General features: G+C 64.8%; 18 protein-coding genes, 1 tRNA gene, 1 pseudogene and 1 riboswitch. Of the genes and pseudogenes, 7 read left to right on the forward strand and 13 right to left on the reverse strand.

Features of this window, described 5'->3' with window-relative positions; translation table 11 throughout:
- A pseudogene (locus tag DC347_RS21985) lies at positions 1-610 on the reverse strand (glycine dehydrogenase (aminomethyl-transferring)); the annotation flags it as partial.
- Positions 611-799: 189 nt separating this feature from the next.
- Positions 800-896, reverse strand: a riboswitch (glycine riboswitch).
- 109 nt (positions 897-1,005) lie between these two features.
- Positions 1,006-1,542, reverse strand: a complete 537-nt coding sequence (locus DC347_RS17810; RefSeq protein WP_109863889.1) for a TetR/AcrR family transcriptional regulator — start codon at positions 1,540-1,542, stop codon at positions 1,006-1,008.
- Between the two features lie 83 nt (positions 1,543-1,625).
- Here DC347_RS17810 and DC347_RS17815 point away from each other — a divergent pair, with 83 nt between their 5' ends.
- Positions 1,626-3,185 carry an MFS transporter gene (locus DC347_RS17815; protein ID WP_109863890.1) on the forward strand — a complete coding sequence of 520 codons (1,560 nt, stop codon included), beginning with the start codon at positions 1,626-1,628 and terminating at the stop codon, positions 3,183-3,185.
- A gap of 75 nt (positions 3,186-3,260) precedes the next feature.
- Here the strand turns inward: DC347_RS17815 and DC347_RS17820 are convergent, their stop codons facing one another.
- Complete coding sequence (locus DC347_RS17820) at positions 3,261-3,740, reverse strand: Dps family protein (RefSeq protein ID WP_018762120.1); 480 nt, start codon at positions 3,738-3,740, stop codon at positions 3,261-3,263.
- Between the two features lie 221 nt (positions 3,741-3,961).
- Between DC347_RS17820 and DC347_RS17825 the strand changes: the two genes are divergently transcribed.
- Positions 3,962-5,518, forward strand: coding sequence for an APC family permease (locus DC347_RS17825; protein ID WP_018762119.1), 1,557 nt, complete (start codon positions 3,962-3,964; stop codon positions 5,516-5,518).
- 154 nt (positions 5,519-5,672) lie between these two features.
- On the opposite strand, the gene DC347_RS17830 is transcribed toward DC347_RS17825, so the two are convergent.
- The 6 genes from DC347_RS17830 to araB form a co-directional block, all read right to left on the reverse strand.
- Positions 5,673-5,975 carry a DUF4193 domain-containing protein gene (locus DC347_RS17830; protein ID WP_018762118.1) on the reverse strand — a complete coding sequence of 101 codons (303 nt, stop codon included), beginning with the start codon at positions 5,973-5,975 and terminating at the stop codon, positions 5,673-5,675.
- 105 nt (positions 5,976-6,080) lie between these two features.
- A complete protein-coding gene (locus DC347_RS17835; protein WP_109863891.1) occupies positions 6,081-6,272 on the reverse strand; it encodes a hypothetical protein in 192 nt (63 codons plus the stop codon).
- 79 nt (positions 6,273-6,351) lie between these two features.
- Positions 6,352-7,371, reverse strand: a complete 1,020-nt coding sequence (locus tag DC347_RS17840; protein WP_240617843.1) for a LacI family DNA-binding transcriptional regulator — start codon at positions 7,369-7,371, stop codon at positions 6,352-6,354.
- A gap of 4 nt (positions 7,372-7,375) precedes the next feature.
- Entirely contained in the window at positions 7,376-8,896 is a 1,521-nt protein-coding gene (gene araA / locus DC347_RS17845) for an L-arabinose isomerase (protein WP_109863893.1), read from the reverse strand.
- A gap of 26 nt (positions 8,897-8,922) precedes the next feature.
- A complete protein-coding gene (locus DC347_RS17850) occupies positions 8,923-9,651 on the reverse strand; it encodes an L-ribulose-5-phosphate 4-epimerase (protein ID WP_109863894.1) in 729 nt (242 codons plus the stop codon).
- Positions 9,648-11,396 (reverse strand): ribulokinase, encoded by a 1,749-nt coding sequence (gene araB, locus DC347_RS17855; protein WP_109863895.1) that lies wholly within the window; start codon positions 11,394-11,396, stop codon positions 9,648-9,650. The genes DC347_RS17850 and araB overlap by 4 nt, the downstream gene beginning before the upstream one ends.
- Positions 11,397-11,665: 269 nt before the next feature.
- Between araB and chvE the strand changes: the two genes are divergently transcribed.
- The 3 genes from chvE (at position 11,666) to mmsB (ending at position 15,707) form a co-directional block, all read left to right on the forward strand.
- The gene (chvE, locus tag DC347_RS17860) at positions 11,666-12,793 is read left to right on the forward strand and encodes a multiple monosaccharide ABC transporter substrate-binding protein (RefSeq protein ID WP_206073960.1); all 1,128 of its coding nucleotides are present in this window, start codon (positions 11,666-11,668) and stop codon (positions 12,791-12,793) included.
- A 99-nt stretch (positions 12,794-12,892) separates the two neighbouring features.
- Entirely contained in the window at positions 12,893-14,422 is a 1,530-nt protein-coding gene (gene mmsA, locus DC347_RS17865) for a multiple monosaccharide ABC transporter ATP-binding protein (protein ID WP_018762111.1), read from the forward strand.
- Positions 14,423-14,426: 4 nt separating this feature from the next.
- Positions 14,427-15,707 (forward strand): multiple monosaccharide ABC transporter permease, encoded by a 1,281-nt coding sequence (gene mmsB, locus DC347_RS17870; protein ID WP_109863897.1) that lies wholly within the window; start codon positions 14,427-14,429, stop codon positions 15,705-15,707.
- A 114-nt stretch (positions 15,708-15,821) separates the two neighbouring features.
- Here mmsB and DC347_RS17875 read toward each other — a convergent pair whose 3' ends face one another.
- From DC347_RS17875 to DC347_RS21725, 4 genes are all read right to left on the reverse strand, one after another.
- Positions 15,822-17,075, reverse strand: a complete 1,254-nt coding sequence (locus DC347_RS17875) for an MFS transporter (RefSeq protein ID WP_109863898.1) — start codon at positions 17,073-17,075, stop codon at positions 15,822-15,824.
- 42 nt (positions 17,076-17,117) lie between these two features.
- A complete protein-coding gene (locus DC347_RS17880; RefSeq protein WP_109863899.1) occupies positions 17,118-19,289 on the reverse strand; it encodes an elongation factor G-like protein EF-G2 in 2,172 nt (723 codons plus the stop codon).
- An 84-nt stretch (positions 19,290-19,373) separates the two neighbouring features.
- Positions 19,374-19,799: a ChaB family protein gene (locus tag DC347_RS17885; RefSeq protein WP_109863924.1), complete on the reverse strand. Its 426-nt coding sequence runs from the start codon at positions 19,797-19,799 to the stop codon at positions 19,374-19,376.
- A gap of 118 nt (positions 19,800-19,917) precedes the next feature.
- Positions 19,918-20,000: transfer RNA gene (locus DC347_RS21725), tRNA-Ser, on the reverse strand.
- Between the two features lie 616 nt (positions 20,001-20,616).
- Between DC347_RS21725 and DC347_RS17895 the strand changes: the two genes are divergently transcribed.
- Positions 20,617-21,699 (forward strand): hypothetical protein, encoded by a 1,083-nt coding sequence (locus DC347_RS17895; RefSeq protein ID WP_133247105.1) that lies wholly within the window; start codon positions 20,617-20,619, stop codon positions 21,697-21,699.
- Between the two features lie 685 nt (positions 21,700-22,384).
- Positions 22,385-22,852 carry a hypothetical protein gene (locus tag DC347_RS17900; RefSeq protein WP_109863902.1) on the forward strand — a complete coding sequence of 156 codons (468 nt, stop codon included), beginning with the start codon at positions 22,385-22,387 and terminating at the stop codon, positions 22,850-22,852.
- Positions 22,853-23,047: the final 195 nt, after the last annotated feature.

Genomic DNA, 23,047 nt, shown 5'->3' on the forward strand with positions numbered 1-23,047 from the left:
TGGACAGGTCCGCGACCTCCACCTCGAAGCCCAGCGCCTCCGCCCGGCCCCTGACAATAGCGATGGTCTGCGGAAGAACGTCGATGTCCAGGACCGTCTTGCCGTCCTTCGCTGCCGCGGACTTGTTGGCGCGGCGCATCAGGAGCACGGCCTCGGCCACGGCGGTGGCTTCATCCAGCAGCGAGGCGTTGGCGATGGGCAGTCCCACCAGGTCCTGCACCATGGTCTGGAAGTTCAGCAGTGCCTCGAGCCGGCCCTGCGAGATTTCCGGCTGGTACGGGGTGTAGGCGGTGTACCAGGCCGGGGATTCCAGGATGTTGCGGCGGATCACCGGCGGCGTCACGGTGTCGTAGTAGCCCTGGCCGATCATCTGGACTGCCGTCTTGTTCTTGGCGGCAAGCTTCCGCAGTTCCGTGAGGACTTCAACCTCGCTGAGGGCGTCCTGCAGGCGAAGGGCAGATTCCTGACGGATGACCTTGGGGACGGCGGTGTCAACCAGTGAGTCGACAGTGTCGTAGCCAACGGCTTTGAGCATGGTATCGACGTCGGCCTGGCGGCGCGCACCGATATGGCGGTCGACGAAAGTGGTGGAGGCTGGGCTAACCGGCACGAAGGAACTCCATTTACTCAGGCGGCGCAGGGTACGCCACAGCGATTCGGGTTCCTCCCCGCTCTGTATTGGACCTGAGAGTTTCCGCGGTGCCTGCCTGGCAGGACCCGCTTGCACCGTCGGTGAGCACACCGGCTCCGAATCCCCGATTGGGGGTCATGGGAACCGCCTGCTGCTTTCCAGAGGCGCCTCGCCGCGGCGGTACGGGGGCCTGCGAGATTCCTGGGGAGGATTTGCTCCTACGGCGCCTGCCTGTACACCGGCAGAACTCTCCCGCCGCAGATCAAAGGCTATTCACTTGTAAACCAGCCATGTGCTGGATCATGCGGGCCGGTGACAGCCCTCACAACATTCCATTGTCCTATGCCGCAACCCTTCCCGGCAAATGGCGGAGGCTACCTGCGAAGCCGCTCAAGGGCCGCCAGGAGTTCCTCCACGTCAGCCGCCGCTCCCCCTTGCGGCGCCGGGCCCACGGACAACATGGCGTTGAAATACAGCCCGTCCCCCATATACAAGACCGCTTTGGCCAGCCCCGGCCCCACGTCGGCCGCGATCTCGTCCAGCCACCGCTGCTGGATGGCCGCGAAACGGCGCCGCGTTTCCTGGTGCGCCACTTCCGCCAGCCTGGTGGCGGCGACGATGGCCCGGTCCAGCGGAGTGTCCGCCCAGACGGAGGAGCGGATGAAGTAGGCCGCCGCCCCCTCGGCGGCCGCGGCCATGGCGTCGGCGTCCTCTTTGGCCAGCCCGTCCAGGCGGTCCAGCAGCACTTCGATGAGCGCTTCCTTGTTGGGGAAGTGGTACAGCAGTCCCCCCTTGGACACGCCTGCCTTTTTGGCCACCGCGTCGAGCGTGGCCGCCCGCTCCCCCACGTCGATCAAGAGGGTTTCGAAGGCGTCAAGGACCGCATCACGGGCTACAGGCTTTCGGGGCATGCTTCCCATCATGCCCTCCGCCGGCGTCGAAAAGGGAAACGGCAAGGTTTTAAACTGTACCGTCTGGACGGTATAGTTATTTTATGACGACTTCCCCTTCGACCTCGGCGCCTGCACGCAGCGGCGGAGCGGCCGGGCGGTCCCCGCGGCGCGACTGGCTCGCACTGGGGCTGCTGATGTTCCCGGTACTGCTCGTCGCCGTGGACAATACCGCCCTGACATTCGCCCTGCCCGCCATCACCCGCGCCCTGGAACCCTCCGGCGTGCACGTGTTGTGGATTATTGACGCTTATCCACTGGTATTGGCCGGTCTCCTGGTATCGATGGGAAGCCTTGGCGACAGGATTGGGCGGCGCCGGTTGCTCATTATCGGCAGCACGGGCTTCGCCGGATTGTCCGCCGCAACGGCTTTTGCGCCCTCCGCGGAGTGGCTGATCGCCGGACGGGCCGCACTGGGGTTCTTCGGGGCGATGCTGATGCCCTCCACCTTGTCGCTGATCCGCAACATCTTCCCGGAGCCCAACCGCCGGCGGATGGCCGTCGCCATCTGGGCTGCCGGATTCTCCGGCGGCGCAGCCTTGGGGCCGATCTTCGGCGGCTGGCTGGTGGAGCATTTCTGGTGGGGCGCCGTGTTCCTGGTGGCGGTGCCCCTGATGGTTCCCCTGCTGGCACTGGGCCGAACTTTGATCCCGGAATCCAAGGACCCGTCGCCGGGAAGAGTGGACGTCCCGAGCATCCTGTTGTCCATGCTGGTGATGGTCCCCATGGTCTACGGCATCAAGGATGTTGCCATCGAAGGTCCGGGCCTGGCGGGCCTTGGCAGCATGGCGTTCGGCCTGGCGATGGGCGTGGTGTTCGTGCGGCGCCAGCACCGCCTGGAACACCCCCTGCTGGATATGTCGCTGTTCCGGAACCGGGTGTTCAGCATTGCCATCAGCGCCAACATCCTGGCCCTGTTTTCCTTCAACGGCTTCATCCTGTTCCTTGCCCAGCACCTCCAGCTCCTTGAGGGCCTGAGCCCGTCAGCGGCGGGCGTGGCGATGATTCCGGCGCTGGCAGCCACGGTGGTGGCCGGCTTGGTGGTGGTGCCGCTGGTTCGCAAGGTCCGCCCTGGCTACGTGGTGGCGGCGGGGCTGGCGTTCAGCGCCACGGGATACACCCTGGTGGCGTTTGGAAACCACGACGGCGGACCAGCGCTGCTGCTGGCAGCGCTCCTGGTCCTGGCGCTGGGCGTGGGCACGGCAGAAACCATTTCGAATGACCTCATCCTGGGCTCCGCGCCGCCGGAAAAGTCAGGGGCCGCCGCGGCGATCTCCGAAACCGGCTACGAGGTGGGCTCACTGCTGGGGACGGCCGTCCTTGGCTCCATCCTGACGGCCTCCTACCAGCACAATCTGCGCCTCCCGGCCGGATTGGATGGCATGCTCCCGGGCGCCTCGCTGCACAACGCCGGGGAAACGCTGGCCGGCGCCATGGAAGCGGCCGCCGTCCTGCCCGGCCCGCTGGCGGACGCGGTCCGGGACGCTGCGGCGGCGGCGTTCGATTCCGGCGTGCACATCACGGCGGCAATTGGGCTGGTACTGATGGCGACAGCGGCAGTCCTCGCCGCCGTCGTGCTGCGGAAGGTACCCAAGGCCACCTGACCGCACGGGGACCGCAAAGGGCGCCCGGTGCCGGATGAGTTCCGATACCGGGCGCCCTCGTGCGGGACGCTCGGCCTACTTGGAGTCGGCAGTGGTCACCTTGGCGGTTGGCTTCATGTTTTCAGCCTGCACCATCCAGGCAAACTGCTCGAGCCGGGCGATGAACTCGTGCAAAAGGTCCGCGGAGGTGGGATCTTCCTCATCCACCTCGTCGTGGACCTTGCGCATGGTGCCCACGGCGGCTTCCATGGCGGCAACGATCCGCTCAATGGCGTCCGCAGTGCTGATCAGCCCGTCAGGGAACTGGGCCAGGCTGGTGGTTTCGGCAACGGTGGAGCTGCGGCCGTCCGGGAGGGCGTGCAGGGCGCGCATCCGCTCGGCAGTATCGTCGGCGAACTGGCGGGCAGCGTCAACAATCTCATCGAGCTGGAGGTGCAGGTCGCGGAAGTTGGTGCCCACGATGTTCCAGTGCGCCTGCTTGCCCTGGATGTGGAGTTCGATCAGGTCGGCCAGGACTGCCTGCAGGTTGTTGGTCAGTGTCGGTGAAGCTTTCATGCATCCTCCTCAAGTGGTCCAATATGGCTGACGCTACCAGCCGTGGGCTGCCCCGCGGCCGGCAATCCGGAAATTTCTCAGTGAGCTTACTAATTGTGGAAATCAGTCATAAACGAATGTGGTTCATATTGCGTCTTGCATCACAGGGCCGGCAGCCCCATACTAAATGAACGCCATTCATATAGTGACCTCCGTCTCACAGCCTTTCAGAAAGTGGTGCCATGACAGAGACAATCCGCACCAGTACCTCCAAATCCGGCCCCCACGCCCACGCACCGTCCACGGGCGGCGTCAGCGCCAAGGGACTCAAGGGCGGGCAGCTCGGCCTGCTGGCCGTCGTCGTCCTGGGCATCTCAACCATTGCCCCCGCCTACACGCTTACCAGCGCGCTTGGACCCACCGTCAACGAAGCCGGGCTCCAACTGCCAGTCATCTTCCTGATCGGTTTCATCCCCATGATCCTGGTCTCGCTCGCCTACCGGGAACTCAACGCCGATTCCCCGGACAGCGGCACCACCTTTACCTGGGTCACCAAAGCGTTCGGCCCCTGGATCGGCTGGATGGGTGGCTGGGGCCTGCTGGCCGCCAACATCATCGTGCTGTCCAACCTGGCCGGCGTCGCCGTCGACTTCTTCTATCTCTTCCTGTCCCAGGTCACAGGCTCCGCCGAGCTGGCAGACCTGGCGGACAACAAGGCGCTCAACGTCGTCACGTGCTTCGTGTTCGTGGCACTGGCCGTCTGGGTCAGCTACCGCGGCATGCACACCACCAAAATGGTGCAGTACAGCCTGGTGGGATTCCAGCTGCTGGTGCTGGGCCTCTTCGTCGCCATGGCATTCGCCAACTGGTCCACCTCGGAGACCGCCATCCCGTTCAGCTGGGACTGGTTCGACGTCACCAAAATCGAGACCTTCGGCCAGGTTGCCGCCGGCATCTCCCTGTCGATCTTCGTGTACTGGGGCTGGGACGTCTGCCTCACGGTCAATGAGGAAACCGCCAACGGCAAAAAGACCGCCGGCGTGGCAGGCACCCTCACCGCGGTCATCGTCCTGGCCATCTACCTCCTGGTCAGCATCGCCACCATGATGTTCGCCGGCGTGGGAGATACCGGCAACGGCTTGAACAACGCCGAGAACCACGAGAACATCTTCACGGCGCTGGCCTCCCCCATCATGGGCCCGTTCGCCATCCTGATGTCCCTGGCGGTGCTCTCCAGCTCGGCCGCTTCCCTGCAGTCCACGTTCATGTCACCGTCCCGCAGCCTGCTGGCGATGGCCCACTACGGCGCCCTGCCGGAACCCTTCAGCCGGATCAGCCGGAAGTTCGCAACGCCGGGCTTCGCCACCATTGCTGCCGGCGTCGTCTCCGCCGGGTTCTACGCGGTGATGCATGTGGTCAGCGACAACGTCCTGAACGACACCATCCTGGCGCTGGGCCTGATGATCTGCTTCTACTACGGCCTCACCGCACTGGCCTGCACCTGGTATTTCCGGCACAGCCTGTTCAACAGCGTGCGCCACTTCGTGTTCAGGCTGGTCTGCCCGGTGGTGGGCGGCGTGGGGTTGTTCGTGGTCTTCGTCCAGACCGCCGTGGACAGCCTGGCGCCCGAGTTCGGCAGCGGTTCCGAGGTCTTCGGCGTGGGCCTGGTGTTCATCCTGGGCGTAGGCATCCTGGCCCTGGGCGCCGTCGTCATGCTGGTCATGTCCCGCACGCACCCGGGCTTCTTCCGCGGCGAAACGCTCAAGAAGGATACGCCCGCCCTGGTAGTCCCGGAATAGGGCGAAGCGTTCACGAAAAGGTGCCGTGCCCCCAACCGGGCACGGCACCTTTTCCGTTGTCACGGAGGGGTATTTTGGTAACGACGGCGGCCGGAGACACAGCAGCGCCGGCCGCCCCGGAGGGGCAACCGGCGCCGGGAAGAACGGGTGGGGCTCAGCCTTCGCAGTCGCGGCAGTACTTCAGGCCGTCCTTTTCGCGGGCCACCTGTGACCGGTGGCGGACCAGGAAGCAGGACGAGCAGGTGAACTCGTCGGACTGCTCGGGAACCACAATGACGGTGAGTTCCTCGTTGGACAGATCGGCGCCGGGGAGGTCGATGCCTTCAGCGGTGTCATTCTCGTCGACATCGATGACTGCGGTCTGCGCGTTGCCGCTCCGGGACGCCTGGAGGGCCTCCAGGGAGTCAGCGGGAGACTCCTCTTCCTGCTTGCGTGGAGCATCGTAATCGGTAGCCATTAGCATGTTCACTTTCGTTGCTGCACAGCGCCATTTCAGGCACCTCAGTGAAGCAGTTTAGGGCATCATCCGGGCCCCGGCGCAATAGTGTGGCCAAGCAGACATTCAGTTGCCGCCGGACACCCTTCCCAGGTGTTCGGAGCGGGCATGGTCGGCGCCGACGGAGACTCCACTCAAGGCGGGAAGCCACCCCCACCGGGTGGCATCGGCCATGGCGCCGGCGGCCTCGGACTCTGATTCGCAGGTAAAGGTAGCAATGGCCCAGTCGCGGAGCCGGGTGAGCAAGGTAGCCGTCATGCCTGAAACCTACGCAGCAATTGTTGTGGCCACGTTTCGCGGCGGTCTCCCCCGGATTAATTCCAGCCTTCCTGCTGCTTCAGCAGGGCGGGGCCGTGCTGCTGCGCAGGATGAGCTCAGGTTCCACCACCAGCGTCCTGGGCCCTTCCGCACCGCCGAGTACCCCGAGCATCATGTCCATGCAGCGCCGGCCCAGTTCTTCGAAGTCCTGCCGGACCACGGTCAGCGGAGGGCTGAAATATGCCGATTCGGGCTGGTCGTCGAAGCCCACCAGGGAAACGTCCGTCGGCACCTCCAAGCCTGCTTCGTTCAGGGCGCGCAGGATCCCCAATGCCATCTGGTCGTTGCCCACGAAGAGGGCCGTGGCGCGCCGGTCAGCAGCCAGCCGACGGCCAATGGCGTAGCCGCTGCCCGCACTCCAGTCTCCCTCGACCAGGAGATCCGCCTCGAGCCCGGCGGCTTCCAGGGCGGAACGCCAGCCGTCGGACCGCGCCACGGCGTCAATCCAGTCCTGTGGCCCGGCGACATGCCCGATCCGGCGGTGGCCCTGCGCTATGAGGTGCCGGACGGCCAGTTCGGCTCCCTTGCGCTGGTCCACCCGGACACCGCCAACGGCGTCATTCCCGTCGGACCCCACGGCCACTACCGGCACTCCGATAGCGAGTTCCGCCAAGGCCGCCAACGTGGCCAGGTGCGGAACAATCACGACTATCCCGTCCACCGCTTGGTCCAGGAAGTGCCTGACCGCGTCCAGGATGGTGTCCCTGGTGACTTCCCGCAGCGCAGCGACGCTGACAAAATATCCCGCGTCCCGCGCGGCCCGTTCAACTCCCAGCAAGGTGTTGGCCGGGCCGTACTGCGACAACTCGCTGCCCAGGACGCCGATGGTCTGCGAGCGCCGGGTGACCAGGCTGCGTGCTGCTGTATTGCGGCGGTAGCCGAGTTCGGCAATCGCCGCTTCCACCTTGTGCCGGGTCTCTTTGCTGACGTTGGGGTGCTTGTTGACCACCCGCGAGACGGTTTGGTGCGAGACCCCGGCCAGCCCCGCCACGTCCTCAAGCCTTGGCAGCCGCCGGGGCCGGTAGCCGGGCTGCGCCACGGAATCAGATCCCGCCGGCGAGTTTGTAGTAGGCGGCGTTCCAGTTCAGGTCCTTCTTGAACTGGCGGATGGTGGTGCCCTCGTCGATGGTCAGGAGTTCGGTCTTGGCGATTTCGGCGAAGTCCTCGAACACGTCCATGCCGACCTGGGTGGAGAGCACGGTGTGGTGGGCGGCGCCGGCCGTGAGCCAGGCGGCGGCGGACGTGGCGAAGTCCGGCTTCGGCTGCCAGAGCGCGCGGGCCACGGGGAGGTTGGGCAGCGGCTGGTCCAGGGGAACGACGTCGACGGCGTTGGCCACCAGGCGGAAGCGGTCGCGCATGTCGGACAGGGCGACGACGACGCCCGGGGAGGCATCGGCGTCGAACACCAGCCGGACCGGGTCCTCTTTGCCGCCGATGCCCAGCGGGTGGATTTCCAGGCGCGGCTTCGATGCCGTGAGCGAGGGGCAGACCTCCAGCATGTGGGCGCCCAGGATCTTCTCCGCGCCCGGTTCCAGGTGGTACGTGTAGTCCTCCATCAGGGAGGCGCCGCCGGGCAGGCCGGCACCCATCACCTTCGCGGCGCGCACCAGGATGGCGGTCTTCCAGTCGCCTTCGGCGCCAAAGCCGTACCCGGCGGCCATGAGCCGCTGCACGGCGAGGCCGGGCAGCTGGCGGAGGGCCCCCAGGTCTTCGAAGGAGGTGGTGAACGCGGCGGAGCCATTGGCTTCGAGGAAGCTGCGCAGGCCCAGTTCGATCCGGGCGCCGTACCGCAGCGATTCATGCCTGGCCGCGCCTGCGCGGAGCTCCGGCACCACGTCGTACAGGTCCTCGTACTCGGCCACCAGGGCGTCGACGTCGGCCTCCGCCGCGCCGTGCACGGCGTCCGCGAGCTCATTGACGGACCACGTGTTCACCGCGACGCCGAAGCGCAGCTCGGCCTCGGTCTTGTCACCTTCGGTGACGGCGACGTTGCGCATGTTGTCGCCGAAGCGGGTGAGCTTCAGGGTCCGGACGGCGGCCCAGCCGGCCGCCGCGCGCTGCCAGGAACCCACTTGGCGGGCGACCTCGGGGTTGGAGACGTGCCCGACGACGGTCTTCCGGGCGATGCCGAGGCGGGACTGGATGTACCCGAACTCCCGGTCCCCGTGCGCGGCTTGGTTCAGGTTCATGAAGTCGAAGTCGATGTCCGCCCAGGGCAGGTCGCGGTTGGCCTGGGTGTGCAGGTGCAGCAGTGGCTTGCGCAGCAGGTCCAGGCCGGAGATCCACATCTTGGCAGGGCTGAAGGTGTGCATCCAAGCCGTCACGCCGATGACTGAGTCATCGGCGTTCGCTTCCAGCGCGGTCCGGCGGATGGCATCCGAATCGGTCAGGACCGGCTTCCAGACGATCCGCACCGGGACCGCGGAACTGGCGTTCAGCTGGTTCGCGATCTCCTGGGACTGGGCGGCCACCTGTTTGAGGACTTCCTCCCCGTACAGGTGCTGGCTGCCGGTGAGGAACCAGACCTCGTAGCCGTCCAGGCTGGTGTTTGCTGCGGTGTTCATGCGTACTCCTGTTAAAGGTTTGGGGATTACTGCCCGTAGACGTTCTGGTAGCGGGCGTAGAGCGAGTCGATATGGCCTGCGTCGATCGGGAGGGGTTCACCGAGCTGCCGCGAGATATGGACAGTGCGGGCCACTTCCTCGCACATCACGGCGGCCTTCACGGCGGAACGGGCGTCCTTGCCGATGGTGAAGGGGCCGTGGTTCTGCATCAGGACCGCCGGTGAGTTCGAGTTTTTCAGCGTCTCCACAATGCCGTGGCCGATCGAATCGTCGCCGATCAGCGCGAACGGGCCCACCGGGATGGAACCGCCGAACTCATCCCCCATCATGGTGAGCACACAGGGGATGGCCTCACCCCGCGCAGCCCACGCGGTGGCATACGTCGAGTGCGTGTGCACCACCCCGCCCACCTCGGGCATGTGCCGGTACACATAGGCGTGCGCGGCGGTGTCGGACGACGGCGAGAGCGGCGGGTTGCCCCAATCGACCGTGCCGCCGCCACCAACATTGGTGCCCCTCACCGGCGTGCCGTGCAGGTCGGTCACGACCATTTGCTCCGGGGTCAGGTCCTGGTAGCTGACGCCGGACGGCTTGATGACCATCAGGTCGGTGCCGGGCACCCGGGCCGAGACGTTGCCCGCAGTCCACACCACCAGTTCGTACCGCGTCAACTCAGCGTGCAGGGCGCATACGTCTTCCCGGATCCGGGCGATGGTTTCCAGGATTGCGGCTTCGGTTCCCTGCCGGACGCTCATGCGGACACCTCCACGACAGAGTGGACGGCGGACCCGGTACCGGGCAGCACCGTACTGGCGGCCCGTCGCTGGATGGCCTTAAGCCGGTGCATCACGTCGTTGCTGCCCCGGCCAAAGTAATCATGGAGGGTTTTGTACTCCTGGAAGAGTTCCTCGTATGCGGCCACGTTTTCCGGGATTGGAGTGTAGACCTCCCCGGGTTCGGCGCCCATGGCCGCTGCGGCCTGGCGGATATCCGCATAGTGGCCGGCCGCGACGGCGGCGTGGATCGCCGACCCCAGGGCCGGGCCCTGTTCCGAGCCGATAGTGGAAAGCTGCAGGCCGGTGGCATCTGCGTAGATCTGCATCAGGAGCCTGTTCTTGAGCAGGCCGCCGGCCACGATGAATTCCTTGACCGGAACCCCGGCGTCGCGGAAGGCGTCCACGATGGTGCGGGTTCCAAAGGCTGTGGCTTCCAGAAGCGCCCGGTAGGTGTCCTCGGGCCTGGTGGCGAGCGTCTGGCCCACCACGATGCCGGAGAGCTCGTGGTCCACCAGGACCGAGCGGTTGCCGGAATGCCAGTCCAGGGCTATCAGCCCGTGCTCCCCGATGGCCTGCCGCGAGGCCAGTTCGGTGAGGTATTCGTGGATCCCCAGACCGGCAGCTTCGGCCGCCTGGTGGTATTCGGGCGGGACTCCGTATTTCGTGAACCAGCCGAAGATGTCTCCCACGCCCGACTGGCCCGCCTCGTAGCCCCACAGGCCGGGAACGATGCCGCCGTCAACGGCCCCGCACATTCCCAGTACTTCACGCAGTTCCGTGCCGTTCATGACGTGGCAGGTGGAGGTGCCCATGATGGCCACCAGCTGGCCCGGTTCCACCGCCTTCGCTGCCGGGGCCGTCACATGGGCGTCAACGTTTCCCACCGCCACGGCGATGCCCTCCGGCAGCCCGGTCCAGGCTGCGGCCTCCGCGGTCAGTGTGCCGGCGGCGTCACCCAGCCGACCGATGGTGTGCTCGAGTTTGGTGCTGACGAAGTCCTTGAACTCCGGGTTCAGGGCGGCGAGGAAATCCTCCGAGGGGTAGCGCCCGTCCTGGTAGATGCCCTTGTAGCCGGCCGTGCAGGCATTGCGGACATACCTGCCGCACAGCTGCCAGACGATCCAGTCCGCCGCCTCCACCCAGCGGTCCATTGCGGCGTAGGCTTCGGGGTCCTCTTCCAGCAGCTGCAGCCCCTTGGCGAATTCCCACTCCGAGGAAATCAGCCCCCCATACCTGGGAAGCCAGTCCTCGCCACGTTCGGCGGCGAGCCGGTTGATCCGGTCGGCCTGCCCCTGGGCGGCGTGGTGGCGCCACAACTTCACGTACGCGTGCGGCCGGTTGGCATAGCCCGGCAGTTCGTTCAGCGGGGTGCCGTCGGCCATGACAGGCACCATGGTGCAGGCGGTGAAGTCCGTGGCAATACCGACGACGGCCGCCGGGTCGATCCCGGCGTCAGCCACGGCTGCCGGGACGGCAGTGCGAAGCACCTCCCGGTAGTCGTTGGGCACCTGGAGCGCCCATTCCCCGGGAAGCCGGGCCCCGTCGTCGCCCGCTGTGTCACGTGGCAGGACGTCGGTGACCACGGCGTGCGGATACGCATGGACCGCGCTGCCGAGCTCCTTCCCGTCGCGGACACGCACCACCACGGCACGGCCGGAAAGTGTTCCGTAATCCACGCCGACGACGCAGTGGTCAGGGTTGGAACTGAAGGATGTATCTGGCATTCGGTTGCCTCCGCCCGGGAGGCAGGGGCCTCATTGCCGGGGTTGTCTAGGGGTCACGGTCGAGCTAAGCGCTGCAGCAAGTGTGAACGCTAACAAAGCAGAAGTCAATGAAATTCAAGCAGGTTCATGCACTTGATAGCCGCCTCTTGTTAGCGTTCACAAATCAGTCTATATTGAACCGACACATCAACAATGTGGCCAGGACCAGGGAGCATCGCTGCTGCCTCGTCCAATAACACTTCGCGGCAGTGCTGCCGCGGAAGGAGAAAATGGTGAGAATCAAAAAAATCGTGGGCGCGGTGGCCCTTGTCCTCGCGCTGACGGTGGGCGCCACCGGTTGCGGCTCACGTGGCGCGGCAACCGAATCCAGCGGCGCGGCGAAGCCCGCCGACTCGCTGGTTGGGATCTCGATGCCCACGCAGACATCCGAGCGTTGGATTGCCGATGGCGCCAACGTCGAGAAGTCGCTCAAGGACCTTGGCTACAAGACAGACCTCCAGTTCGCCAATGACGACATCCCAACCCAGGTCTCGCAGATCGAAAACATGCTGACCAAGGGCGCCAAGGCGCTGATCATCGCCGCCATTGACGGCACCACCCTGACCGATGTCCTGGCCAAGGCCAAGGAGCAGAACGTCAAAGTGATCGCGTACGACCGCCTCATCAACGGCACCCCGAACGTGGACTACTACACCACGTTCGACAACTACACGGTCGGCGTCCAGCAGGCCACCTCGCTGCTGACCGGCTTGGGACTCCTTGACGCCAGTGGCAAGAAAGTGGACGGCAAGGGTCCGTTCAACGTCGAACTCTTCGCCGGAAGCCCTGACGACAACAACGCCAACTTCTTCTGGACCGGCGCCATGGACACCCTCAAGCCGTACATGGATGCCGGCACCTTGAAGGTCCCCAGCGGCCAGACCAAGTTTGAACAGGCCGCGATCCTCCGCTGGCAAGCACCCGTGGCGCAGAAGCGCATGGAGGATATCCTCACGTCCGCCTACAGCTCAGGTACCAAGCTGAACGGCGTCCTGTCCCCCTATGACGGACTGTCCATCGGCATCATCTCGGCCCTCACCAGCACCGGCGGCTACGCCAAGGGAAGCCTGCCGGTCGTCACGGGCCAGGATGCCGAGAAGGGCTCCGTGAAGTCCATCGTTGCCGGCGAGCAGTACTCCACCATCTTCAAGGACACCCGGCAGCTCGGCGCCCAGGCGGTCAAGATGGTGGACGCCGTCCTCAAGGGCCAGGAACCGGAAACCAATGACACCAAGACCTACAACAACAAGGTCAAGGTCGTCCCGGCTTACCTGCTGAAGTCCGTGATCATCACCAAGGACAACTACAAGAAGGAACTGATCGACTCGGGTTACTACACCGACGCCGACGTCAAGTAGACAGCCGGGGGCTGCGGCCGGCCGTCCGGCCGCAGCCCCTCCCGCAACCTCCTGCAGCAGCAGGAAGGCCAAGATTCGACCAGTCAGTGGGAATTGACGATGAACACACCCATTCTTCAAATGCGAGGAATCACCAAGACGTTCCCGGGCGTGAAGGCGCTGCAGGATGTCACCCTTGATGTGAACCGTGGAGAAGTCCATGCCATCTGCGGTGAGAACGGCGCCGGCAAATCAACGCTCATGAAGGTGTTGTCCGGCGTATACGCGCACAACACGTTCGACGGGGAAATCCTGTTCGAAAACGAACCCTGCAATTTCGCCAGCATCTCGGACAGCGAGAAGCGGGGCATCGTGATCATCCACCAGGAACTCGCGCTGAGCCCGTACCTTTCCATCGCCGAGAACATCTACCTCGGCAACGAACAGGCCACCAAGGGATGGGTGGACTGGCGGAAGACCAACCTGGAGGCAGCAAAACTGCTGGCCCGCGTGGGACTCGATGAAAACCCCGTCACCCCGGTACAGCACATCAGCGTGGGCAAGCAGCAACTCGTGGAAATCGCCAAAGCGCTGTCCAAGGAAGTGAAGCTGCTCATCCTGGACGAGCCCACGGCCGCCCTCAACGATGAGGACTCCGGCCACCTGCTGGACCTGATCCTCCACTTGAAGGGCCAAGGCGTCACCAGCATCATCATCAGCCATAAGCTCAACGAGATCCGCAAGGTGGCAGACGCTGTCACCATCATCCGCGATGGCAAGACCATTGAGACCCTTCGGCTCGATGAAGGCCAGATCACCCAGGAGCGGATCATCCGTGGCATGGTGGGCCGCGACCTTGAGAGCCTCTACCCGGAACGCGAGCCGAACATCGGCGCGGAAGTCCTCCGGATCGAAGACTGGTCCGTCCGCCACCCGCAGGACCACGCCCGCATGGTAGTCAGCAACGCCAACCTGCATGTCAGGAAGGGCGAAGTCGTGGGCCTTGCCGGGCTCATGGGCGCCGGCCGGACGGAACTGGCCATGAGCGTGTTTGGCCGCACTTACGGCACGGCCACCTCAGGCAAGGTTTACAAGTACGGCGAGGAGATCAATACGTCCACCGTCTCGGACGCGATCAGGCACGGCATTGCCTACGCCACGGAGGACCGCAAGCACTACGGCCTGAACCTGATCGAGGACATCAAGCGCAATATCTCGCTGGCATCGCTGCGCAAGCTCGCGAAGCGCGGATTCGTCGACAAAAACCAGGAGACCGTGGTAGCTAACGGCTACCGCACCAGCATGAACATCAAGGCACCCTCCGTCGCCGCCATCACCGGGAAGCTCTCCGGCGGCAACCAGCAGAAGGTGGTCCTGAGCAAGTGGATGTTCTCCGACCCGGACGTCCTCATCCTTGATGAACCCACCCGAGGGATCGACGTCGGCGCCAAGTATGAGATCTACACGATCATTGCCAGGCTCGCGGCCGAAGGAAAGGCCGTCATCGTCATTTCCTCGGAACTTCCCGAGCTTCTGGGTATCTGCGACCGCATCTACACCCTCGCCGCCGGCCATGTCACCGGTGAAGTGCCCATCGCCGAGGCCACCCAGGAATCACTGATGCATTACATGACCAAAGAGAAGGAATAGCGAAATGTCAGCCCTAAGAGAGTCGCTCGGATTCCTCACAAGCCGCCTCCGCCAAGTTGGCATCTTCGTCGCCCTGATCCTGATCGTCCTCCTGTTCCAAGGACTGACCGGCGGGATCCTGCTCGAGCCGCAGAATGTCACCAACCTGGTGGTCCAAAACAGTTACATCCTCATCCTGGCCATCGGCATGGTGATGGTGATCATCGCAGGCCACATCGACCTGTCCGTCGGCTCCGTGGCGGGATTCATCGGTGCCGTCGCCGGCGTCATGATCGTGCACTGGGGCTGGCCATGGTGGGCCGCAATCCCTGCGTGCCTGCTGGTCGGCGCGCTCGTCGGGGCCTGGCAAGGGTACTGGATCGCATACGTGGGAATCCCGGCCTTCATCGTCACGCTCGCAGGCATGCTGATCTTCCGCGGCCTGACGCTCATCACCCTGAAGAACCAGCAGATCACGCCGTTCCCTGCGGAGCTGCGTGCCCTGGGCGGAGGCTTTCTCCCGGACATCTCCGGCGGCACGTCAGTACTGGAATGGCTCACGGTCATCCTTGGCGTGGGCGCCACCGTGGCACTCCTGATCCAGGCCCTAAAGGAACGCCGCATCCGCAAGAAGTTCGATCTCGAAAGCGAGCCTCTGGTCTGGTTCGTCATCAAAACCGCTTTCACCGCGTTGCTGATGCTCATCATCACCTTCCTGCTGGCGTCCTACCGGGGCACGCCGATCGTCCTGGTGGTCCTGGCTGTCCTGGTGATCGCGTACACGGCACTAATGAACAACAGCGTGTTTGGCCGGCACACCTATGCAATCGGCGGCAACCTGCATGCAGCTGAGCTGTCCGGGATCAAGACCAAGGCCGTGACGTTCCGCCTCTTCGTGAACATGGGCGTCCTCGCAGCTTTGGCGGGCCTGGTCTTCACGGCCCGGCTCAACTCGGCCCAACCGGCAGGCGGAACCGGATTCGAACTCGATTCGATCGCGGCGGCGTTCATTGGCGGTGCGGCCGTCACCGGCGGCATCGGCACCGTTGCCGGGGCCATGATCGGCGGACTCATCATGGGTGTGCTCAATAACGGCATGTCCATCCTGGGCCTGGGCACGGACTACCAGCAGCTGATCAAGGGCCTGGTGCTCTTGATCGCCGTCGGGTTCGACATCTTCAACAAGAACCGCAGCGGCGGCGGCAGCGACCTTGGAAGACGGTTCAGGCTGAAGACCACTCCTCCGCCCACCGCGGAGAAACTGACGCCGGTGGCCAGCGAACCGGTGGAGGCCGGCGTCAAGTAATACCGGCTTCTGCCACCGGCAGGCAGTTCTTCGAAGGCCCCTGGCCCCGGACGCATACCGTCCGTGGCCAGGGGCCTTCGCTGCATGTCGTCCGGTGTGTGCTTCCCAACCTGGTCAGGGCGCGGCCGGCAGGCCCGCCCCGGCATCGGCCGGCGAGCGCCGCCGCCGGCTCAGCAGGATGAATGGTGCCGCCAGCAACTGCACGACCCCGCTCATGGCCAAGGAGGCAGGGTAGCCGTAAAGGTCCGCCGCCCTGCCAAGCAGCGGTTGCACCACCACCCCGCCACTTGAGCCCATGAGCGATGCGAAGCTGAGGACGGTGGCCCGCTGCTGGGAGGCGATCATGTCATTGAGGTAGGCCTGGCGGACCGGGGTGCCGGCGGAAGCCACCACTGCCCAGAGGGCCAGAAACACCAGCGCCAGCCAAAAGACGTTGGTTGCCAGCAGCACCACCAAAACCACCGAGCTGATGATGTTGGAGCCGATCAGCACGGTGGTGCGCCGGTGCACCAGCTTCCGGACCTGCGGCGCCAGCCAGCCGCCCACGATGTCGGCCCCGGCCACAATGGCTGCGGCCAGGCCCGCAATGGCGTAGGCCCTCGGATCGCCGAACAGTTGCAGCAGGTAGGGCTGGAGGGCATAGAAGACGTAAAAGCCCACGCCTTCGGTAAAGGGCGCGGCCAGCATCATGTACCTCACGGGCGGATTCCTCAGCCCGCCGTCGAGCGAAGCCCGGAGGACTGCCCGGGTGGCTTGCAACGGGTGGGCCGAGCGCTCGGGCGTGAAGCCGACGTCGTGCATGAGAAGGAATGCAACGGCAAACATGGCCACCAGGACCGCGACGCGCAGCAGGAACGGCACCCCCAGGTTGGTGGCCTGCGCAATCACCCCGCCTGCCACCGAACCGCCCAGCATGGCGATGCCGGAAACCATCTGGCCGCGGCCCAGGACCGCTTCGAGGGTGCCCTCGTAGCCGGTGAAGTGCAGGGCATCCACCAGCCAGGCCTCCACCGCGCCGGAGAAGAAGGTAAAACCGAGCCCCAGCAGCGCCGAAACGGCCGCCCACCACCAGAACGGCGCGTGCAACTGCCAGAGCAAGTAGTAAAGGAAGGTGGACCCGGCCAGGGTGACAGTGCCCAGCAGGAACGACACCCGCCGCCCCCAACTGTCCGCGACCACCCCGGTGGGTACTTCGAAGAGCACCATGCCTGCCGTAAAGAAGGCGTTCGCGGCGAAAGCCTCAAAGTTGTTCAAGCCCGCATCGAGCAGGAACAGTGTATTGATGCCCCAGATAAAGGACGCCGCGAGGGTGTTGCCCAGCGTCAACGTCAGGTAGATGTTTTGGATTTTTCGTGTAGCGGCGTTCACGGGAGGCCGGCGTTCCTTGGCGAAGCTCCTGCCCGGGCGGGATCAGGAGGGGCTGAAATTCGATGGCACCGGTTCATGGCGCAGGTAGTGCCGGCGGAACCTGCCGGTGCCGGCGGTCAAGGCGCGCAGTTCCACCGCGTACCTCAGGAGTTCCTGGTCCGGAACTTCGGCACTGATCTCGGTGAGGCCCTGGCCGGAGGAATTGGTGCCGGTCAGGCGCCCGCGCCGGCCGGACAAGTCGCTCATGACCGTCCCCACGTGCTCGTCCGACACAGTGATGGCCACCGCGGACACGGGTTCGAGGAGCTGGATCTTTCCCGCGGCCGCAGCCTCGCGGAGCGCCAGGGCCCCCGCCGACTGGAATGCGGCGTCGGATGAATCCACGCTGTGGGCCTTGCCGCCCACGACGGTCACGCGCAGGTCCACCACAGGGAAGCCTGCGGAGACGCCCCGCTCCATCTGTGCCCGGACGCCCTTCTCGATCGACGGGATGAACGTTCCCGGAATGACGCCACCCACGGTTTTATCCACGAATTCGAACCCCGCACCGCGTTCCAGGGGTTCCACTTCGATGTCGCATACGGCGTACTGGCCGTGACCGCCGGATTGTTTGACATGGCGGCCATGGCCTGCGGCGGGCGCGGCGAAGGTCTCCCGCAGCGGCGTCACCACGTCAACGGTGTGGAGTTTCACGCCTTGTTCGCGCAACCTGTCGAGCACTACCTCCGCATGCGCCTCACCCATGCACCACAGCACCAACTGGTGCGTTTCGGCATTCCGGTCCACCCGCAGGGTGGGATCGCCCGCCGCAATTCTGCCCAGGCTGCGGGCCAGCGCATCCTCGTCACTGCGGGAGTCCGATTCCACGGCGACCGGCAGCAGCGGCTCCGGCATTTCCCAGGTGGCGAGCAGCAGCGGCATGTCCCGTGCGGAAATGGTGTCTCCTGTTTCGGCGCTCCCCAGCTTGGCCAGGGCGCAGAGGTCCCCCGCCACGCAGTAAGGCACGGGACGCAGGCTGGCCCCCAGTGGCGAGTAGATATGGGTCACGCGTTCGTCGGTGTCGTGGTCCTGGTGGCCCCGGTCGGCCAGGCCGTGGCCGCCCACGTGCACGGGCGAATCCTCACGCAGGGTTCCGGAGAAGACCCGCACCAGGCAGATGCGGCCCAGGAAGGGATCATTGGATGTCCGCACCACCTCCGCGGCAAGCGGACCGGACGGATCGCAGGACAGGGTTCCGGCAGGCTCTCCCGCGAGGTCGGTCAGGTCCGGCAGGCTCCGCTCCCCCGGCGGCGGGAAAGCACTGACCAGCAGTTCCAGGAGCTCGGCGGTACCGAGGCCGGTGACGGCGGATGTGGGCAGCACCGGGAAGAACGAGCCGCGGGCGACGGCGGTTTCCAGGTCGCTTGCGAGCGCTGCCGGGTCGACGTCCTCACCGTCCAGGTAGCGGTCCATGAGCGTCTCGTCTTCGCTTTCGGCGATGATTCCCTCGATCAGGGTTCCGCGGGCCGGCCCTGCTGCCTCGAGCTCGGCAGGGTCAGCCGGGCGGGTGGCTGGCGATGGGTCACCCGACGAGTAATCGGTGACCTCGCGGGACAGCAGGCCCAGCAAAGAGGCGTCCGCCCCCTCCCCCTGCACTGGCACGCACAGTGGCAAAACGGCGTCGCCGAAGGCTTGTTGGCAGGCTGCCAGGGTCCGCCCGTAGTCTGCGCGCGGATGGTCCATCCGGGTGATCACGACGGCGCGCGGGAGCCTCACGTGTTCGCACTCGCCCCACAGCGCGGTGGTGGTGGCGTCGATACCATCCACCGCGGAGACCACGAACAGGGCAGCATCGGAGGCACGCAGCCCGGCCCGCAGCTCCCCGATGAAATCCGGGTAGCCCGGGGTATCCATCAGGTTCACTTTGACGTCCTCCACCATCAGCGGCACCAAGGACAGCGTGACCGAGCGCTGCTGGTGCACAGCCGCCGGGTCGGAGTCGCTGACGGTTGTTCCGTCCACGATGGAGCCCTTGCGGGTGATCATGCCGTTTGCGGCGAGCAAGGCCTCGATCAGCATCGTCTTTCCGGCGCCGGAGTGCCCCACCAGGGCCACGTTGCGGATCCGGCCGGGGTCCGAGGCGGCAATGCCGGCGTTTTGATCTGCCCGGCGTGCATCGGGGCCGCTTTTGCCGCCGGCCGCCCGCACTGACTCCTTGGTGCTCTTCACCGACATGGGAACCTCCTGGCATCATTGCCGGCCGGACTGGACGTATCCTCTGATTCGACACCTTGGGCGGCGGGACGGCAAGAGCAGAGGCTATTTGCTGCGGGCTTTGCGGGTTGCCTTGGTGCTCGCCTTTTGGAGTGCCTCCACCAGTTGGGCCTTGTCCATCGTCGAGCGGCCCTTGACGTTCAGTTCCCTTGCCAGTTTGTAGAGGTGTTCCTTGGACGCGTTGGCATCAACGCCTCCGGCTGTGGGTTCGGTTGAGCGCACGCCCTCCTCGGCGTGCTTGTCCGACGGACCGCGTTTTTCCTTGGGCTCCCAGTGGTCGCCCACCTTTTCGTAACTGTGTTTCACTGCCGCGTACGCCGTGCGGGCCGCCCGTTCCTCGTCATGGTCGTAGGACTCGAGGGCCGAATCGTAGGTCTTGGCGAACGTGTCCTGGGCTTTTCGCCCGGACCGCTGCAGGGTCGAAGGGAGTTCTTCCTTGCGGGCGTGGTCATTCTTTCCGGTCGTGGGCATGGCACCCATCCTCCTTTAGTCAGCAGGCTGATTATTGGGATGGGTCCAGCATAATCCCCGGGAAAGACAAGGCCCCGGCCGAAGCTCCTGGAACCTCGAACCGGGGCCGTCGCACCGGAGCCCCCTGTCGGATTCGAACCGACGACCCCCGCTTATCGCGGCGGGGTATCCCGAATGAACCCGGGGGTGCCCTGAACTGGCCCCTGACCAGCGATTTCGCAACTGTTGATGTTAAAATCGTACCCGGGCCCTCCCTACAGTTCCCGTTCAAAGCGTGTCGTAAACGTGTCGTTTCCGTGTGATCGCTCTCCGGGAGCGAAACCTGACCAGCACCAGCGGGAGGCGTGCGCCGCGGCCTGGGACCCGGCGCCGGTGGCTGCCAGCCGGTATACACCAGCTACGCGCCCTCGCTGGTGTGCAGCCATGACGTGTACCGGTAGCCCTTAGGCCAACAATGCCTGTTGCGGAGAAATCACCGGAAGGCCAGCCTCCGATGATGTGCTCCAACCGCTTTCCGCGGACGACAGGGAAGAACCAGGCGTTTTCGCGGCCAAGACCATGCGGGGCTGGGATCTGGAACGCCGCCCGGTCACTACGTTCCCGCCCGACTTCCTACTCAACCGTGTCCCGGGGCCGAGAGGATCAGGGGCCGCGCGCTTTTCACCCTCCGAGGTCCAGCGTCAGGCCCTCGTTACCGAGCCGGACAGCCTTACCCTTCCCATCTCGGGCATCGGTCCGGACTGAAGAAATCAGGCCAGGTCACCTGACCTGGCTTCGAGTGTGAATGGCTTCACTACGCTGCCGCGATAATTAGCCAATGCTAATTGAACGACGGGTCGACTTCACTCACGGGTACCGAATGCGGTGCGAGAACTGCGGTGCCGGCAACTGGCTGTCCGCGGATGAGTATGCCGGAAGTCCGGATGCCATGATGGTGTGCTCAGAGTGCAAGGAGGACTTCCAATTCGGGCGGCGGGTCATCGAACTGAGAGACCCCGACGACGCAGCGCTCGGGGACAGCGTGTTGCCCCAGCTGGCTTGGTACCACACCACCACCCATCCCGAATGGCCTCCAGCGTCCAAGCCCCTCTCCGACCAAGAGATACGTCACTATCGTGCAGGTTTGCCACCGGAGGAGTTCGAGAGGCGCCGCCAGGTCGACGAGAACCAGGCCCTCCACATCGGCACCTACGAGGCGGCCCTCGAATCGATGTTGCGGCGCATGACGGAACAGGACGACCGGCAATCGGCCTTTTATCTGCACAGGGTACGCCTCGGCCATGGTCTACAGATCGAGCCCGGATACCGGGACGAGAACAAGGTGCCGGCAGCGAAAATCACCTCTACAACCCTGGCCGACGAGGGCGTAGACGTAATCCGCTATGTGAACGCCTACGAGTCAATGGGCAGCATTTCTCTGGCCGTTGTTCGCGGAGCCATCGAGTCAACCCAAATGATCGCTCTTCCCCTTCCGGGGCTCGTCACCAAACCCAGCAACCTCACCACTGAGCAGATACAGACCTTCAGGGCCGATGTCCGCTCCATCCGTTCCAAACACGCCATCGGCGCCGCAGACTCCCTTAAATCGCCGACCCCGCTGGACAGGTTGCGTCAGCGGGCTTATGAGCGGCCCGGTGGACCGCCGCTTCTGGAGCCCAACGAGGCGTACAAGGTCCTGAGGGACATGGCGGATTTTGTGGCCGACCAATATCTGGACGGTGTATCGCCCGTTATCAGGGACGACTTCCTGCACGCCCTGCATCGGCCGGAGCCTGCGGATGGTGGCGAGGTGGATCTTGCCTGGCTCTCCAAGTTCATAGGCCTGGCCGCCCTCCTCACCCGCCCGGACGAGGTACAGAAACTTCTTTCCGCGCGACCTTGGCGAGCAGTTACCGCATAGGTCCTCATCCGCGGAGCACAGGTTTCCGGATTAAGCAGGAAACCGGCCGCCTGAGCGTCGATGGGCAACGGCAGATGACCTTGCAGTGAACAAGACCTGCCAGGACCCCGGCTCAGGCCAAACTTGTGCCTGGCCCGGAAGGCGCCACTGGGACGGTCGCCTCCAGCGACGTAAAGTGATTTCCCATTGAGCCCTTAAGACTCCATTTTCAGTGGCGCTGACTTAAGCCGAAACGCGTTGCGTGTACAACTTCACCGTCAACCAGTCTTGCTTCAGGTTAGTGGATCTCCCATGGGGCATACTTTCAGTGCCAGCATCACCCGAAGCCTCACCGCCAGCGCGAGACCGGAGACAGCTGGCCTTGCATGAGGAGCACGGATTGGCAGAGCAAAGACAGGGCCGGAGGCCAGGGGGAAGGCCCACTGGCCAAGCATCTGCGGCGGTCGATATATTCACGGAGAAAACGGTCGAGGCTGCCCTAGTTTCCCAGGCCAGCCGCGCTGTTGGCCACGTAAAAAGACTGCGGCGAGCCGATCCGAACCTGTCTCGGGATGACCTCCTCAAAGCACTTGAATATAGGTTCTATCGGGCTACCAGGCGAAGTGGCCGGGCAGCCGGAGCGGCTGTGTCGTCAGGGACAGCGTCAGCGATCTCGGGGACGAGAAAAGATACGCTGGAGGCCGCCGTGTTCTATGTCTTAGCTGCCACCGAAGCGTACGAGATCCCGCTGTCAGAACTCGACTACCGGGAGGGAGTGGTGCGCGCTGTTCTCCTCGCTAAGAAAGCAGACTGGCTCGTCAACCTTCTGGCGTCCAAGACAGCCCCGCATTGGGCCGGGAAATTCGTGGCCTGGCTTCCGGAGCCAGCAACCAGGCGCATCGGCCGCATCAACGACGTCATGGGCCCCGAGTTCGTCACCGAGCAGGGCCAAGGCGGCATCGTGATTGAGAAGGTTGTAGAACGCGAAGTTGGAAGCGCATTCGGCTGGCTTACCAACACCACCTTCGCCTGGCATGTCATCAGGGTTACCAAGGGAGCTCTTAACGACCTCGAAAATGACTTGGCCATCGATGGTGACATTGTGGGAGAAGACGACGGCGAGCCCGACGACATGGGCAGCGGAACGCCCGGACCTATTGGCCGCAGCGGCTAGGCCCCAGCGGTGCCCGATGACAGTTTGACCGTGCACTCTGAGCACAGTGCACGCCCCACTGGCCAGAATCTCTCGGCGCCGGGTCTACGATGATTGGTTGCAGCCCTGGCCAGTGGTGAGTCACCAATCATGTGTCCTGACGGAAGGGGATTCAATTCACCACCTTCAGCCGCAGCAGGAGGATAGACACGCGGG

Source organism: Pseudarthrobacter sp. AG30 (assembly GCF_003116525.1).
Classification (GTDB): Bacteria; Actinomycetota; Actinomycetes; order Actinomycetales; family Micrococcaceae; genus Arthrobacter.